At 68.7% G+C, this 15,537-nt stretch carries 10 protein-coding genes; 5 read left to right on the top strand and 5 right to left on the bottom strand.

The genetic code is table 11. The annotated features are described in order from the left end of the window. Positions 1-39: 39 nt before the first annotated feature. Positions 40-1,218, top strand: a complete 1,179-nt coding sequence (locus G4D86_RS26360; RefSeq protein WP_163996800.1) for an EAL domain-containing protein — start codon at positions 40-42, stop codon at positions 1,216-1,218. A gap of 17 nt (positions 1,219-1,235) precedes the next feature. On the opposite strand, the gene G4D86_RS26355 is transcribed toward G4D86_RS26360, so the two are convergent. Next, positions 1,236-1,700, bottom strand: coding sequence for a hypothetical protein (locus tag G4D86_RS26355; RefSeq protein ID WP_163996799.1), 465 nt, complete (start codon positions 1,698-1,700; stop codon positions 1,236-1,238). Between the two features lie 366 nt (positions 1,701-2,066). Here G4D86_RS26355 and G4D86_RS26350 point away from each other — a divergent pair, with 366 nt between their 5' ends. Next, positions 2,067-6,251 carry an nSTAND3 domain-containing NTPase gene (locus G4D86_RS26350; protein ID WP_163996798.1) on the top strand — a complete coding sequence of 1,395 codons (4,185 nt, stop codon included), beginning with the start codon at positions 2,067-2,069 and terminating at the stop codon, positions 6,249-6,251. Positions 6,252-6,743: 492 nt separating this feature from the next. Here the strand turns inward: G4D86_RS26350 and G4D86_RS26345 are convergent, their stop codons facing one another. The 4 genes from G4D86_RS26345 to plpQ all read right to left on the bottom strand — a co-directional run bounded on the left by G4D86_RS26345 (position 6,744) and on the right by plpQ (position 11,970). Beyond that, positions 6,744-8,405 (bottom strand): hypothetical protein, encoded by a 1,662-nt coding sequence (locus G4D86_RS26345; protein WP_163996797.1) that lies wholly within the window; start codon positions 8,403-8,405, stop codon positions 6,744-6,746. A 44-nt stretch (positions 8,406-8,449) separates the two neighbouring features. Further along, positions 8,450-10,879 (bottom strand): PhoX family protein, encoded by a 2,430-nt coding sequence (locus G4D86_RS26340; RefSeq protein WP_163996796.1) that lies wholly within the window; start codon positions 10,877-10,879, stop codon positions 8,450-8,452. A 129-nt stretch (positions 10,880-11,008) separates the two neighbouring features. Further along, positions 11,009-11,575 (bottom strand): DUF192 domain-containing protein, encoded by a 567-nt coding sequence (locus G4D86_RS26335; RefSeq protein WP_163996795.1) that lies wholly within the window; start codon positions 11,573-11,575, stop codon positions 11,009-11,011. Next, positions 11,572-11,970, bottom strand: a complete 399-nt coding sequence (plpQ, locus tag G4D86_RS26330) for a motility regulator PlpA (RefSeq protein ID WP_163996794.1) — start codon at positions 11,968-11,970, stop codon at positions 11,572-11,574. Before plpQ ends, G4D86_RS26335 begins: the two co-directional genes overlap by 4 nt. Before the next feature lie 25 nt (positions 11,971-11,995). Between plpQ and G4D86_RS26325 the strand changes: the two genes are divergently transcribed. From G4D86_RS26325 to G4D86_RS26315, 3 genes are all read left to right on the top strand, one after another. Next, on the top strand, positions 11,996-14,362 hold the full coding sequence (locus G4D86_RS26325) for a tetratricopeptide repeat protein (RefSeq protein ID WP_205519743.1): 2,367 nt from the start codon (positions 11,996-11,998) through the stop codon (positions 14,360-14,362). 70 nt (positions 14,363-14,432) lie between these two features. Next, complete coding sequence (locus tag G4D86_RS26320) at positions 14,433-14,960, top strand: SRPBCC family protein (protein ID WP_163996792.1); 528 nt, start codon at positions 14,433-14,435, stop codon at positions 14,958-14,960. 99 nt (positions 14,961-15,059) lie between these two features. Then, the gene (locus G4D86_RS26315) at positions 15,060-15,527 is read left to right on the top strand and encodes a nuclear transport factor 2 family protein (RefSeq protein ID WP_163996791.1); all 468 of its coding nucleotides are present in this window, start codon (positions 15,060-15,062) and stop codon (positions 15,525-15,527) included. Positions 15,528-15,537 lie beyond the last annotated feature (10 nt).

The following is a 15,537-nucleotide window of genomic DNA, read 5'->3' as shown; positions in this document are numbered from 1 at the left end:
GCCTGAAGCCGTGGGCCCTTTGGGCTACACTTTCCCCACATGAGCCCCTCCTCGGCTTCCACCCAGGCCCCCGCCTGGCTGTGGAACGGTGATGAACCCAACGTCTCGTCGGTGTTCCAACCCATCGTGGACCTGCTGCACGGCAAGGTCATCGGGCACGAGGTCCTGTCGCGGGGGCCCGGGCAGTGGAGGGAGCCGCAGGTGCTCTTCACCCAGGCGCGGGCGGAGGGCTTTACGTGGGAGCTGGAGCGCGCGTGCTGGACGTCCGCGCTGCAGTGCATCTCCACGCTGAACGACGAGCAGCGCCGCGCGCCCTTCTTCTTCAACGTCAGCCCGGACGTGCTGAGCGACCCGCGCTTCGGGGACGGCTCCACCGTGGCGCTGCTGGCCCGGTACGGCCTCACGCCCCGTCACCTCGTGCTCGAAATCACCGAGAAGGCGGCGTTCGAGGACAACGCGCTCATCCAGCGGCTGACGCGCCAGTGCGCGGCGGAGGGCTTCGGCATCGCGCTGGATGACTTCGGCGCGGGGCACTCGGGGTTGGTGACGCTGGTGCACAGCGCGCCGCAGTTCATCAAGCTGGACCAGGCGCTGGTGCGCGACATCCACCGCTACAGCTACCAGCAGCACCTGGTGAAGTCGCTGGTGGCCTTCGCCGCGAGCGTGGACGCCGTGCTCATCGCCGAGGGCGTGGAGACCTGGGACGAGCTCGCCGTGCTGCTGCGGCTGGGCATCCGCCACGTGCAGGGCTACCTCATCGCCCGCCCGGCCCCGGAGCCCGTGCTACCCACCGGAGAGTTCGAGGCGCAGCGCCACCTGGCCATGCGCGCGCTCGACTTCCGCGAACGCGAAGACGACGAGACGGTGGGCAGCATGATCATCCGCCGCCTGTGCGTGGACGAGACGCTGCCTGTCGAGGAGCTGCACGCACTCTTCCGCGAAGCGCCCCAGCTGGGCCACGTGGTCCTGCTGGAGGGAGACAGGCCCAAGGCGCTGGTGACGCGGCAGCGCCTGACGTCCCGCGACGAGCGCCCGCTGGTGGTGGAAGACCGCATGGCGATTACCACCCTGGCCCGCGTGGCGATGAAGCGCGGGGCGGACACGCTCTATGACCCGGTGGTGGTGGTGGACGCGCAGGGCCGCTTCCTGGGCACAGTGACGATGCGTCAGCTCATCCACCGCTCCACGGAGTTGCTGGAGCGCCGCGTTCAGCGCTGACGCGGGCGCTCATCGCTTCATGCGGGCTCTGTCCCTCTGGGAGTGCCCGCGGAAGGGTTCCGCCGCCGCACCATCTGTGTGGCCCTCAGGAGTAGCCGGTACAGGTCGAAAGCCACACCCACGGGCGCAAAGGCCGGAATCTCGAAGCGGGCCTCCGCGCGGAGGACGACGCTCAGCGAGAGCGAGACCGGTCTCTTCACGGGCAGGACCAGTCTCTCGATGTCCGCAAACCTGACGTAGGAGGCACCGTCTGATGTCAGGACGGCTAGTTGCTCTTCGCTGAAGAGGAGGGCTTGGTTCCTCTGTCCGGGGACGTTCTCGTAGACGCCAAAGGAGGTGGAGGCGAAGGGCACTTCCTCCGTCCACCAGACGGGCCGAGAGCCGTGTGCAAACGCGTGATACTGCTTCAGCCCTATCTTTGAACCGTCCCGCCCAGGCTTCAGGGTGAAGGTCCGATTGACGTACCTTTCCAGGGTCACCATCAGAGCGGTTCCTCGAAGTACAAGCTACGAAAGGAAGTACCGAGATGCTGCCTGAGAGCGAAGGCCCGGCAGGCTCTGCCGAACCGGGTCAGCTTCAGTCTTGAGCCTCAACACTACGCGGCTTCGGGTGCCCCTCGCGCTGGGGCCAGCCTTGCACTCCGTCGTGGGCAGTCTCAGGTGCTCCAAAATCGCTCGCACCCCTCCCGCTTCCTTCACGTACGACAGAACCCGTCGCCTGCCTCCACAGCTCCGGACGCCAGCCCAGTTCGCGGATGATTCGCTCCAATATCCTCGACGACGTTGGCAGCCTCGCACCGGCATTGCCGGCATCTTGAAATCTCCGCGGGCCCAAGCGAAGAGTGCCGAATGTCGGCGAATCAGGACATCGGCGGCCGAGCGGCGAACCAGGGCTTCGCATACCAAGAGGCCGTGACCGTCTGGGTCGCGCTCAAGCTGATGTTTGCTCGAAACGAGGGCATCGAGCGCATCGAGCTTGAGCCCGAGTCCCAGGAAGATCTCGCGGTCTTGCTTCCGGCGCCCGGCGGGAAACAGCTCCTCAGCATCCAGGTGAAGTACCGAAGCAGGCACTGGGGCAAGGCGGAGTTCGTCGAGCTCGTCGGCATCCCACGGCGGCCTCCAGGCACGCGAGGCCCCGGGCGGCGGTTGTCTCCCGTGGAACGGCTGGCCGCGAATCCCGGCGAGCACTACCTGCTCATCACCAACACCACGCTCGACTCCTCCCTTCAATCGCTGCAGGTCCACGACATCCTGGGACTGGCGCCCACTCCACGGTTGCCAGACTCCCTCAAAGGGTACCTTCCCCAGGGTGTACGCCTCGAGGAGTTGGCCCCTCGCATCACGGTGCTCCAGCCGAAGGAAAAGGAGCACTTTCAACTCATCACGGAGGAACTGCTGAAGCGGCACCTGCACGTTCCCGGGCTCACCGTACGGCAGTGCCGTGAGGCCCTGACCGAAGCGGTGCGCGCCAGGATGCTTCCAGGCGCGGCCTCCCGATTCTGGACCAAGGAGGACATCGTCGCGACAGTCCGCAAGCACAAGGGCTCACTCGCGCCCACCGAGGAACTGGAAGACTTCGTGGCGCCACGGAACTTCGAGACCATGAAGGCCCAGCTCGAAAGCAGGCACCTGCTCATGCTGCTCGGCCCACCGGGGGTGGGCAAGACACTGGTCGCGCGCAGGCTCGCGTATGAGTACCAGACCGCTGAAGAGCCCTTCGCGTTCGTGCCCGTTCAGGACCCCGCCAGACTTCGGGACCAGCTCGAGGCCACGAGGGAGCCGACCGTCTTCTTCGTCGAGGACCCTTTTGGGCCCGACCGTCCGGATGACAAAGCGGCACGTTGGCTCCATGCCCTCCCCGGGCTGCTGGACGAAGCCCGGGCTGACAAGAAGATCATCGTCATGTCCCGGCTTGCGGTTCTTCGCGCCTCCAGCGGGCGGCAGCAGTTCCAGCAACTCCGAGCCGAGGCGATGCACCTGGACGCCACGGACTATGACGCCTCCACGCGCTGGCGGATTCTCCAGAACAAGCTCAAGAGAGCCGAGGGGTGGCAGCGCGCCCTGGTCGATGACCATCGCGACGAGGTCTTGGAGCGTCTCCAGGCTCCGCTCTCAATCAAGACCTTCGCCGCGAAGGTGCGTCGGCTGAAGCCTCAAGACGTGAGCCGCCTTCGTGCGCTACTGCAGGAATCGGCTGTCGACCAGATTGCCAACATCGTGGCGCAGGAGGTTCGCGGCCTGCCCTGGAACGGGGTTCCGTCGGCCCTCACCCTCTGGAGTCTGTTGTCGCGGGGGGCGGTGTTCTCACTGGAGACAGCCCTTGCTCGGTCGGAAGTTCTCCACGGGGTGGACCGGAACCTTCACGTCGATATCCGGAAGCTGCTCGACTGGATGCTCGCGGCCAGCTGGTTGACCGAGGAGCATGAAGGATACCGTGCCCACCCGCAGGTCACCGCGGGGCTCAAGCTCCTGCTGAACGAAGAGTTCTCCCAGGCCGCAGACGTCTTCTCCGCGTTGCTCAAGGGCTTGCTGGCGGAAGAGGACTTCAAGGGCGTACTGGAGCTCGCGGGAGCGCTGCCATCCGACTTCCGGATGTTCTCCCGCGAGGCGCATATCGCATTCGACGCGTGGCTCCGTTCGGCTCTGCTGACGGCGGATGGCGCCTCCCTACCGGACCTCTACGTCACTGCCGCCAGGTGGCTGCGGGGAGCAGACCCCGTAGCAGCCTTGGTTCGGGCCCTTCTCCCCCTGCGCGTCATCAAGGACGGCTTCGAGGACGGATTCCGGCGATTGACGTGGTGGCGGCTTCCTGACTGGCCTGGACCACTCCTGGAGGCGCTCCGCTCAAGTGCCGACGCGCGACGGGTCATGGAGCGGTTCATCCAGTACGTGCTGCCCGGTATCAGCAACGTGTTCCAGGAGCAGTTCGTACGGGACCTGGACTTCTTGGGATGGCACTTTCCCGAGGCATTCGCCGCGTCGGCTCCCGTCGCCATCCGGGAGCCAACGAATGCCCTCTACGCCATCATGTTGGGGGCCGTGAGCTGCGCGTCTCCACCATTCGATGAGCTCTTGGAATTGCTCCATTCCGAGTTGAAACGGCGCTGGGACAAGATTGCGACTCTCGAGCGCAGGGAGGCTGAGCAGGGGCACCTGGACCTCCTTGAGGCCGCGGCCATCGACGAGCATGACCTCGATGAGCGCGTCATGCTGGCGGAGATGCTTGATCGGCTGGTCGCCCGACGTAGGGCTCGCGAGGGATATGCGTGGCTGCCTGAGCACCCGCAACTTCGCGAGCTGCTCTTCTACTGGTGCAAGGCCATCAAACCAGGGGATGCGTCGCTGGACGAGTTCCGCGCGCTCAGAGACGCCTGTAGCCCCGGGCAGCGCTGGCAGGTCTACGAGGCCATCGGCCGCACGAGGCACACGGGGAGCGCGCCGTTGCTGTTCGGTGCATTGGCCACCGCCGAGGGACATGAGGCACGCGCGTGCCTTCAGGCACTCTTCAGGTTGTGGCCACCGGAGGCGCTCCACACCGAGCTGAGTCCATTGCTGGTGGAACCCGAGGAGCGCAGAGCAGCGCTGGTCGCGATTGTCGGAAACGACCTTCCCTGGAACGAGCGCGAAGAGGTGGAGCCCAGAGTTCAGGAAACCCTGGCGCGCATTCTGTTCCCCGGGGGATGCCCGGCGCTGCACGCCTGCGTCCAGGCGCAGGCCCAGAGCCCCTGGCCTCCCGACCTGGGCGAGATCTCCGCCGATGACCGCGAGCGCCTCTGGAAGTGGGTGCGCAGTCCCTCTCCGGAGCTTCACGGCGCAGCCCTTCGCGTGCTGGCCGCAGCGGGTGAGCCCGTCGCGGCAACCGCTGCGGCGATGCTGGAATCCCCGGTCGCGGCCTTCCGAGAGAAGGTGACTCAGGCACTCTCTTCGGACGTGTCGCACGAGGCCACTGACCTACTCAAGCGCGCGCTTCAAGACCCCGATTCAAAATGCCGGAACGCCGCCATTCTCGCGCTCGCGCCTCGGGCGGATGCGTCCGGAAGACGCGCCGTACTGGCCACCGCGAAGGACCCGAGCTGGCAGGTGCGACGGGCATGTATCGACGCTATCCAAAACCACCGGTGGAATGAGGGGCTCGCCCCTCTCTTTGAGCTGCTTTCCGACGCGCAGGACATCGGTCTCGGCTACACGGAGGGGTCGCGCGACCATGGGGTAGCCTGCTATGCGGCCCAGGTCCTCGTCGAGCTGGCTCCACTTTCGGAACCGCTCGTACGCAGGAGCCTCGACTTCCTGCAAGCGGGGGCTCAGAGCAACGGGGACGCCATCGTGCACCAGCAGCTCATGGTGCTCTTCATGGTTCAGGAAGTAGACGAGGCGCTCTCGTTGTTGATGGAGCTCCTCCAGAGCCCCATGCGCCGTGTCGTGCGGCTCCAGGTTCACTATCCCGTTCGGAAGGGGGCTGCCTGGGCGCTGTTACAGCAAATCACCTGGCACCCGGAGCTGGCGCAGAGGATCGAGCTCCCACCCCTTGTAGAGGCCGCCCTTCATCCCGACCCGGTCCTCTCCGGCGGTGCGTGCCTGGTGCTCGGACGCATGGGGCCCGCAGCCTGGCCCGGAGCCGAAGCTGCCCTCGGCGAGGCAGGGCATTGGGAAAGGGCGTTCCTGCTCGGGGCGGAGTGGCTCCAGGCACATCACGAACTGCCTCCCGAAGAGGTGCGCGCCCTCCTTCCCCCCCAAGCGGCGCAGTGCCTCGAGTGGCTGAGGGCGTTCGCACCTGACTCGACGGAGTCCTGGCTAGCTCATCCCAAGGTCCTGGACTGGCTGACGGAGCTCGCGGCGGAGGGGGCCTGGCGGCTCTTCCTCCGGTACTACCTTCAGCTCTACTTTTGCGCGCCGCCTCCTCCGGGCCCGTCCGTTGGTTCGGTGCCCGAGCTCTTGAGAACGCTTCCCTACGCTTTCTTCGTCGCGCCTCGTGGCCGCTGGGTGCAGGTGCCGCCTGACGGTGATCGATGGCCGGCAATCTCCATGTCACCCTGAACAGACGCAACGGAGGGCCAGGACCAGTGGTCCGTCCGCATCCCGCCGGACTCCACGCGGGCCCCTGGTAGAGCAGCCGGGACAGCGGAACCTCGGCCGGAAAGGCGTTAGAGGGCCATTCCGGACTTCGCCGCAGCGAGTCCGAGGGTTCCGTGCTTCGTCAACTCCTCCATCAGTTTCCTCACCTGGGCGTCCGTCACCGCCACCGGAGTTCCTCCTCGTCCGGCGGCTGTGCGGCATCTACCGCTGCGAAGACCGCGCGCCAGGCCGAATCGTCCGAATTCGGAGGTGACTCCGCACCCGTCAACAGGCGTCGCAACCGCATGCCGCTGCGGCCTATCGATGTGGCCCTTCTGTCCGCGCTGACGAGAAAGGCACTCTGGAAGCGGAGCAGCGGCCGCCCGGAGACGCGAGTGACTTGGAGGCGGTGCGCGCGTATATGCGGCAACTGCTGGAGGCGGGGCGCGGCGAGGAGTCCATTCCCCCGACTGCTCACTCCCACGTCAGGTGCAGCCGGCCGTCCTCGAAGATGAGGCCGGCGTCCTCCAGCCTCGTGGAGCCGTTCTCCACCCGCGCCAGCACGTTCTTCGGCGGCGCGAGCAGCGTGTCTCGCCCCTTCGTGAAGCCCTGCTCGCGCACCAGCGCCATGTAGGCCCGGCCCAGCGCCAGCGCCCGCTCGCGCGATGGCGTCACCAGCCACGCCAGGTCCCGGTCTCCGCCCTTCGCGGCGCGGCGCACGGACGTCTCGTCCAGCGTGCCGTGCGGGAAGAAGCGCGAGAGCAATTCGTCATTGGCGCGGAACTCGTCTCCGCCCTTCACGCGCTCGAAGTACGTCAGCACCTCCGGCTTCGCGTGGCCCGCCTGCGGCACGTCGGGAAGACCGCGCAGGTCCTGATGCCGCCACCCTTCCCTGCCCGGCACCTTGCGCGGGAAGCCGAAGGTCTGGTCCACCGTCACGCCCAGGTTGGTATGGCAGCCCATGCAGAAGGCGTGCTCTTCCATCGTCTGCACGCGCAGCCGCCCGCGCGCGTCCTCGATGAACCCTTGCAGGCGCCAGCCGAACTCGTTCACCAGCCCCAGCTCGGGGTTGCCGGGGAACACGGGCAGGCGCCCCTGCAGCTTCTTCTCCTGCTCCTCGGCGTAGAAGCCCCTCACGCGCAGGCCCTCGTGCTCCTCGTCCTTGCGCGAGTAGCGCACCTCCTTCATGCGCGCGGACAGCAGCGTGGGTGCATCCGGGTCCACGTAGCGCACGGTGTGGAGGAACTCCGTGCCGCGCGGGTAGAAGTACTGGCGCACGGCCACCTTCGCCGCGCCGCCCACGTAGCGCGCCGGCAGCCCGCGCACCTGTTCCACCGAGGACCCCAGCACCCCGTCCCCATCCAGGTCCACGCCACCCACCCGCTCGTCCACCGGCTCCACGCGGCGCACGGCCTGCGTCACGTCCGTCAGCGCAGGGTCCACCGTCATCGCCGCCTCGAGGATGGCGAGGTTGAGTCGGTACATCTCCCGCGAAGGCCGCCCCTCCGCGTCCTGCTGGAAGGCGGCTGGCAGGCGGATGAAGACGTCGTCGGTGCTACCGTTGGTGGGCCAGAAGGTGCCCAGGAAGGGCTTGTAGCGCACCGCCCGCCAGCCGCTTCCGTCGCGGGCGAAGCCGTCGTCATCGAAGCCACGGGCCAGGTCCAGGTCCGGCACCCAGCCCTTGAAGCCGCCCGGAAGTCCCAGCAGCGCCGCCCGCAGCGGCGCGTAGTTGTCCTGGCGGATGTACTCCAGGACCTCGTCGTCGGAGAGGTCAGCCTGCGCGGCGGACCGGTCCGTGAAGAGGTTGGTCCACTGGTTCGTCTGCCCCACGTCGCTGAAGGCGTACTCGGCCTGCAGGGCCTCGTCGCCCATGACGTTGTCGCCGACGCCGCCCGTGTGACACGTCCAGCACGGGTTCGAGGCCCCCTCCGTCTTCGTGTAACACATGGACGGAATGGGGGCCTCGCGGTTGAGCACGCGGCTGCCGCTCGCCAGCGCCTGCGCGAGCGGGTCGAAGGGAGGCTCCGGCGCGGGAGGCTGGCGGGCCCTCCACACGCCGACGGCGCTGAACACCAGTCCCAGCGCGAGGAGCCCGATGAGGGCTCCCGACACGACTCCCTTCGACCCCGCGGACATCCGTCTCGACCTCCGTGACTGCGACTTCCCTTGAGTGACTGCGACTACGGCCAGACGCTGAAGTTGTCCTCGCCCGGGTGCTGGACGCTGACGAAGAGGGTCTTCATGTCCGAGCTGAAGGCGGGGCCGGTGGCCTCGGCGTCGCTCGGCAGAGAGAGCACGCGGAACGCGCGGCGGAAGTACTCGCTGCCGACATGGGCCGGGTTCTGGTTCAGGTAGTAGACGCTGTCGGCCACCTTGTTGACGCCGAAGTTGCCGTCGGTGCCGAACCACACGCCGCCGTCGCGGTCGATGAGGATGTTGTCCGGCTTGGCCGCCGAGTACTCGGGCGCCGCGCTGAGCGAGGCCGTCTCGCCCTTCCACACGCGGAAGTAGGTGAACGTCTTGGAGCCGCCCGGCGCCGAGGTGCTGGACTCGCGAATGCCGAAGATGGAGCCCACGCGGTCCCCGCTGCGGTTGTCCGTGGCGCCGCGGGTCTTCGTCACCCAGCTGGTGCCATTGAACCAGGCGGTGGCGACGCGCCCCTGCTGGTCCAGGTAGGTGGGCTGCCCGTGCTCGGTGAAGGCCACGTACAGCAGCGGCTGGCCGCTCGGGTCCTTCGGGTTCCACTCCAGGTCTTCCGGACGGTTGAGCTCCATCACGCCCAGCTTGTTGGCGACGGTGAAGAGCACCTTGCGCACCTGGTCGTCGGTGGTGAAGCCGCCCACCGCGTTGTAGTTGGCGTCGCGCAGGGCGGCGCCCACCGTCAGCGTGGGCTGGCCGTAGGCCTCGCCGTTGGGCGCCAGGTCCTGGCTGTCCACGCTCAGCTCCACCCAGCGGCCCTGGCCCGGCGCCTGCTCGGTGGGAATCACCCCGCCCATCAGCGTGTCACCCGTGCTGTTGTCCAGGCCGGCGAAGTGCGCGGCGTACAGCTTGCCGTCGTTGAGCAGGTCGCGAACCTGCTTCTTCGTCATGCCCGCGGTGTAGTTGCCGCTGGAGACGAACTTGAAGATGCGGCCGCCCCGGCGGTCGTCGCCGCCGTAGATGACGATGGGCTGGTTGTTGAGCAGCTTCCAGTTGGCGTCCACCACGAAGGCGGCGTTCTCCCAGTGCGCACGGCCCATGATGCCCAGCTTGCGGTGGCCCTCGCCCGGCTTCGCCGCGTCCTTGTCGTACCAGAGGTCGCCCGGCTGGCCCGGGTCGATCTCCGTCAGGTAGGCGTAGCCGTCCTTGCGGTGGGTGGAGTTGACGTCGGAGCTGACGAGGTCACCGGACACGGGGGCAGAGAAGTCCGGCGCCACCGGGGCGCCGGGCGCGAAGCCCTGGGCGTTGGCGGTCCACTCGTTCCTGCCGTCGACCCACAGCGCGAGCTCCGGGTCGCCGTAGACGCCCTGGACGTTCTCCTCGCCCGTGAAGATGGTGCCCCACGGCGTCTGTCCGCCGGAGCAGTTGGAGTGGGTGCCGGGCACCACGCCGTCGGGGAGCACGGCGCCGCTGTCATCGCGCTCGGTGCCGGACAGCGTCACGCCCACCACCTTCGCCAGCGTGGCGCTGGAGGCGTCGTAGCGCAGGTTGGCCGCGCTGCGGTCCACGGCCCACTCGCCGGTGGCCGGGTCCTGCACCACGCGAATCCAGGAGCCGCCCAGCTGCTTCTTCCACTCCTTGTTGTACGTGACGAGCTCGTTGGCCTGCCACGTGGTGCCGTCCGTCACGGTGTTGGGCAGCACGGCCGTGTTGCGGAGGAACTTCGCGAAGTCCAGGTGCTGGCCGAGGGGCGCCTTGCCCGTGCTCGGCTTGGTGCCGGAGATGTACTCGTGGTTGATCCACATCCACGCCGCCGAGCCGCTGCCGTTGTACTGGGGCGCGTTGCCATTGGCGGACCACTTGTCACCGAAGAAGGCGATGTAGTCCACGTTGGCGCCGAAGCGCGGGCTCGTCTTGCTGTAGCCGATGGGGTCCATCCACTTGATGACCGTGGAGGAGAACAGGCCCGGCACCGTGCGCACGGTGTCCGTGGACGCCGGCGGCAGCGGGAACACCATGGGCGTCGGCATCTGGCCGGCCACCACCTGATTCACACGCGCCTTCACGTACTCGGGCAGGTTGCCGGCGCCGGTGCCCAGGTCGCCTCGGAAGGTAATCGCAATCACCGAGGACAGCGGCGTGCCCGCCTCGACACCGGGCGAGCGGGTGATGGCGCCGGGACCGGGCTGGCCATACGAGCCCGGACCCGCGGGCCCCTGCGAGCCGGGCTGCCCGTCGTCACCATCCTGGCCCGGGGAGCCATCGTCGCCGTCCTGGCCCGGGGCGCCATCGTCGCCGTCCTGGCCGGGAGTCCCGTTGGTGCCGTCACGGCCGGGGGCGCCGTCCTGCCCATCCTGTCCGGCCGGGCCCTGCGTTCCGGCGAGCCCCTGCTCGCCCTCACAGCCGACGACGGCCACGGTGCTGCCGAGGAGCATCGCGCTGGTGGCGAGCCCCATGAGACGAGAAGACATTGAGTAACTCCTCCAAGGTGATTCACGGGCCCGAGGACGCGCGAACGCGGGCGCATCCTGCGCAGGCCGTGTGGCAACCACTTGGAAGATGCGTCACTTCTTCATGACGCCCGGCCGCTGAAGCAGCCCTCAGGGGACGATGCGAATCCCGGACACGCCCTCGAACTCCACGGCGGTGCCCTTCTTCACGCCCACCTTCTCCGTCCAGCCGCCGGGCACCTCCAGCACGTACTGGCTGGGCAGCCCCACCGAGCGGGAGTTGAGCGTCCTCGGCTCCGCGCGCGAGACGATGCCGGCGATGCGCAGGTCCGAGGAGATGAAGAGCATGTCCAGCGGGATGAGCGTGTTGCGCATCCAGAAGCCCTGGACGTCCTCGGAGGGGAACAGGAAGAGCATGCCCTTCCCGTCCGCCAGCTCCTTGCGCCACATCAGGCCCCGGGTGCGCGCGTCGGGCGTGGCGGCAATCTCCACCTCCACGCGGTGCACGCCGCCGAAGGCGTCCTTGAGCCGCACGTAGCCCCGGGGCAGCGGCTGCATGGCGTAGTCCTCCGCGGTGATGTCCGTGGACGGCGGCTTCGCGGGCGCCGCCTTCTCGGCACGGGGCGTGCTGCCCTGCGCCTCCTGCTGGCAGCCGGCCACGAGCAGTGCCGCGGCCAGCGCTCCGGCCAGAGCCCTTCCACGGAGGAAGGCCCTCATGGGTGCGGGTGCAGCGGCTTGTTGAGGAGCTTCTCCGTCAGCTCGGAGCCGAGGCTGTCGGACATCAGCCGCTCCACCACGGTCTCGAACTCCACCCGCTGGCCCTCGCTGCTGTAGATGAACCGGATGCCCATGCCGGGCTCCTCCGCGTCCGCCTTGGACCAGACCACTTCGCCCAGCAATTCGAAGGGCGCCTCGCGGTGGGGCACCGTCAGCTTGAAGAGGAAGCGCGTGCCGATGGGCAGCGGCTTCTTCGTCTTGATGAAGGTGCCGCCCTTGCTGATGTTCTTCGTGTAGTCCGCGAAGAACGAGTTGAGCTTCTTGTAGTCGACCTTCAGCTCGATGGGCGCGCGCCCGTGCTGGCGAGCCTCGGGACCTGTCTTCTGTTCGGACATGCTGGCGGGGAGTATAGGGGAGGCCATGCGGCAAGTCCTCACCCGTGCCCTGGGCCTTTTGCGCCGCCCGGCTGTACTGGCCACCGTGCTCGTCCTGGCGGGCGGTGGCTCGGCGCTCGTCCTCGTGCCCCTCTTCGGCGTCCCCGGCTTCGAGCTGGGGCTGGCCCTGTCCATCGCCGTGGGCCTGCTCGGCGGGGGGACGGGCATCGCCGCCGCCGCCCAGGAGCGCCGCCTGCTCCTGGGGGTGGACCCCCGCCCCCCCGGCGCCACCCGGGAGCAGGACCCCGGCACCGCCGTGGGCCGGGCCCTGGGGACCGCCCTCGTCCTCAACGTGGGGGTGCTGGTGCCCCCCTTCCTCGCGGCCACCCTCTTCGCCGTGCTGCGCACCGCGTGCGACCCCTTCGCCCTGGTGGGCTTCTATCCCCTGCTCACCCTCCCCTCGGCCGTGCTGGCGTCCGTGGCGGGCGTCTTCTGCGGCTTCAAGGCGAAGCGGCCGGGCCGGGCGGTGGGCCTGTATGCGCTGCTGGTGCTGGTGTCGGCCGTGCCCACGGTATGGCCCATCGTCCTGGGTCCGCAGGTGTTCGCGTTCAACCACTTCTTAGGCCACATGCCCGGGCCGCTGTACGACGAGGCCCTGGCGGTGACGCCCGCCCTGGCCTGGTTCCGCCTGGAGACGCTCCTGTGGGCGTGGGTGCTGGCGGGGCTGACGGCCGGGCTGCTCGACACCGGCACCGGTCGCCTGGGCCGCACCGGCCTGCGCCCTGGCCCGCTGGCCCTGCTGGTGCTGCCGCTGACGGCCATCGTCCTCATGGAGACGCGCGGCCCGGAGCTCGGCCTGCGGATGAACGACGCGTACCTCGCGGAGACGCTGGGCGGCTTCCGCGAGACGGAGCACTTCCGCCTCCACTACCCCCGGGGCAAGCCGCGCGAGGACGTGGACCGGATGATGCGGGACATGGAGTTCCGGTGGATGCAGACGCAGCGCTTCCTCGGCGTGGCCCCCACCGAGCGCATCGACGTGTGGCTCTACAAGGACGAGAAGCAGAAGCAGCAACTGGTGGGCGCCGGCCGCACCCAGTTCGCCAAGCCGTGGCTGCACTCGCTGCACATCCAGGACAAGGCCTTCCCCCACTCCACGCTGCACCACGAACTGGCGCACGTCATGGCGGCCCCCGCGGGCGGCGGCCCCTTCCGCGTCTCCACCCGGCTGGGTGTGTGGCCGCTGATGGGGTTGATTGAGGGCCTGGCCGTCGCGGCGGACGGCCCCGTGCAGGGCGACCTCACGCTGCACCAGTGGGCCGCGGGCATGCGCCGGCAGAAGCTGGCCCCGGACATGCGCAAGCTGATGGGGCCGGAGGGCTTCTACCAATCCGCGCCCTCGCGCGCGTACACCGTGGCGGGCTCGTTCCTGCTGTACCTCGCGGAGACGTATGGCGCGCCGAAGCTGCGCACCGTGTACGCGCACGGGGACTTCAGTGAAGCCTACGGCCGGCCGCTGGAGGAGCTCGTCTCGGAGTGGGAGCGCCACGTGGACGCGCTGCCCCTGGACGACGCCGCGGTGGCGCGCGCCTTCGCCCGCTTCCGCACCGGCAGCCTCTTCACCCGCGCCTGCGCGCGCGAGGTGGCGAAGCTGTCCGAGTCCGCCCGCGACGCGCTCGTCAGCGACCCCGAGGACGCGCTGGAGCGCTTCCGCCGCGCGGCGGACCTGCAGCCCGACGAGCCCGCCTTCCGCATCGGCCAGGCCTCCGCGCTGTCCGCTCTCGAACGGTACGACGACGCGGCCAGTGTGCTGGCAACACTGGCGGACTCCGAGCGCGTGAAGGGCCAGTCCGTGCTGGAGGCGGAGGTGGCCATGGCGCGCGCGGACGTCGAGCTGCGTCGCGAGCAGGCCGGGCCCGCCCGCCAGTTCCTCGACGTGGTGCTGGCGAAGGACGCCGGGCCGGACCTGACGCGCACCGCGCAGGTGAAGCTCGCCGCGCTGGACTCGCCCGGGCGCAAGGGCCCCATCGAGGCCTACTTCCGCACCACGCAGGAGGAGCTGCGGCTCTTGCTCCTCTACCGCGCCCTCACCGCGCTGCCAGGGGACCCGTACCTCAGCTACCTGCTGGGCCGGCGACTGAGCCAGGTGGGCGCCCCGGTGCTCGCGGGGGAGCAGCTCCAGCGAGCGCTCTCCGACGAGGGGCTGCCGGAGGCCCTGCGCCGCGAGGCGCTGCGCCTGCGGGTGGAGTCCGCCTACCTGGCCGGTGACTGCGGCGCGGTGCGCCACGAGGTGGGGGCGCTGCCGGACTTCGGCGCCGCCTTCCGGGCCACCGCCGACGAGTGGCGCGAGCGGTGTGATTTCGAGGAGACGACCTTCCGGGGTCCACTGGTGCCACGTCAGGCTTTTCGCTAGCCGGGGATTCCGCTAGGCAGGGAGCCCTGACAGCGGAGACGGAAGCAGCTCCCAGCCAAGGAGGACGCGGATGCGGTTCGAGACGAGGCAGCGAATCCAGGGGACGGTGGACGAGGTGGAGCGCGCGCTCCTCGACGAGCGGTACTTCGAGTTCCTCCTCAAGCACCACGGCGTGCTGCTGGAGCTGCAGCCCCTGGAGGTGAAGAGCGAGGGTGACCTGGTGAAGCGCCGCGTGCGCTACCGCCCCAAGCCCGTCATCCAGAGCATCGGCCCCAAGCAGGTGCCGCCCGAGTACTTCGCCTTCATCGAGACGTCCACGTACGACAAGCGCCGCAAGGAGCTGACCTTCACCAACGTGCCCACGTCGAACACCATCTCCAAGATGCTGGTGAACACGGGCAAGCTGACCCTGCGGGACTTGGGCGGTGGCCAGACGGAGCGCTCGCTGGACGGTGAAATCACCCTCAAGCTGCCGTTCCTGATGAAGCCCCTGGCCATGATTGGCGAGAAGATCATCCAGAGCGAGGGCCTGAAGATTCTCGACAACGAGGTCCCGGTGCTCAACCGGTTCATCGCCGAGGTCGTCCGCAAGGCGTAGCCGCAAGGCCGGGCTGTGACGGCGGGCCCTGTGCCCGCCCGCCAGGCGGGGCCTGGGAATGGGTTGACTTCCTCTCGGTTGTCCTCGTAAGGCCCCGCCATGCTCAACCGCTTCCTCGCCCTCAGCGTCCTGTCCCTCCTGGTCGCCTGCGCCCCGAAGCGCATCCCCGGCACCGAAATCGACGACACCCCCGACACGCGCGAAATCCTCAAGGTCATGGAGCTGTACCGCGCCGCCCTCGAGGCCCGCGATGCCGAGGCCATCAAGGCGCTCCTCACCAAGGACTTCCGCGAGGATGCGGGCACCCCGTCCGACCCCGAGGACGACCTCACCGCCGCCAACGTCGGCCCCTACCTGGAGAACCTCTTCAAGGCCCTCCAGTCGCCCAAGGTGGAGCTGGACGTCCGCCGGGTGCAGCTGGGGGAGGATGTCGCCGCCGCCATCTACTACTGGAAGGCGAGCTGGCGCATGCCGGGCCTCAACCCGAAGCCCCAGCGCGAGTCCGAGCTGGAGCAGATGGTGCTCCGCCGCGAGGGCGGCACCTGGAAGATCGTCTCCGGCATCTGAGGCGAAGGGC

The sequence above is a fragment of the Pyxidicoccus caerfyrddinensis genome, from assembly GCF_010894405.1.
Taxonomy (GTDB): domain Bacteria; phylum Myxococcota; class Myxococcia; order Myxococcales; family Myxococcaceae; genus Myxococcus; species Myxococcus caerfyrddinensis.
The sequence above is the reverse complement of the archived record's forward strand: the minus strand, read 5'-3'. Positions and strand labels throughout refer to the sequence as shown.

Coding starts and splice junctions, on each gene's coding strand:
- G4D86_RS26360 (WP_163996800.1), top strand. CDS start 40: ATGAGCCCCTCCTCGGCTTCCACCCAGGCCCCCGCCTGGCTGTGGAAC.
- G4D86_RS26355 (WP_163996799.1), bottom strand. CDS start 1,700: ATGGTGACCCTGGAAAGGTACGTCAATCGGACCTTCACCCTGAAGCCT.
- G4D86_RS26350 (WP_163996798.1), top strand. CDS start 2,067: ATGTCGGCGAATCAGGACATCGGCGGCCGAGCGGCGAACCAGGGCTTC.
- G4D86_RS26345 (WP_163996797.1), bottom strand. CDS start 8,405: ATGTCCGCGGGGTCGAAGGGAGTCGTGTCGGGAGCCCTCATCGGGCTC.
- G4D86_RS26340 (WP_163996796.1), bottom strand. CDS start 10,879: ATGTCTTCTCGTCTCATGGGGCTCGCCACCAGCGCGATGCTCCTCGGC.
- G4D86_RS26335 (WP_163996795.1), bottom strand. CDS start 11,575: ATGAGGGCCTTCCTCCGTGGAAGGGCTCTGGCCGGAGCGCTGGCCGCG.
- plpQ (WP_163996794.1), bottom strand. CDS start 11,970: ATGTCCGAACAGAAGACAGGTCCCGAGGCTCGCCAGCACGGGCGCGCG.
- G4D86_RS26325 (WP_205519743.1), top strand. CDS start 11,996: ATGCGGCAAGTCCTCACCCGTGCCCTGGGCCTTTTGCGCCGCCCGGCT.
- G4D86_RS26320 (WP_163996792.1), top strand. CDS start 14,433: ATGCGGTTCGAGACGAGGCAGCGAATCCAGGGGACGGTGGACGAGGTG.
- G4D86_RS26315 (WP_163996791.1), top strand. CDS start 15,060: ATGCTCAACCGCTTCCTCGCCCTCAGCGTCCTGTCCCTCCTGGTCGCC.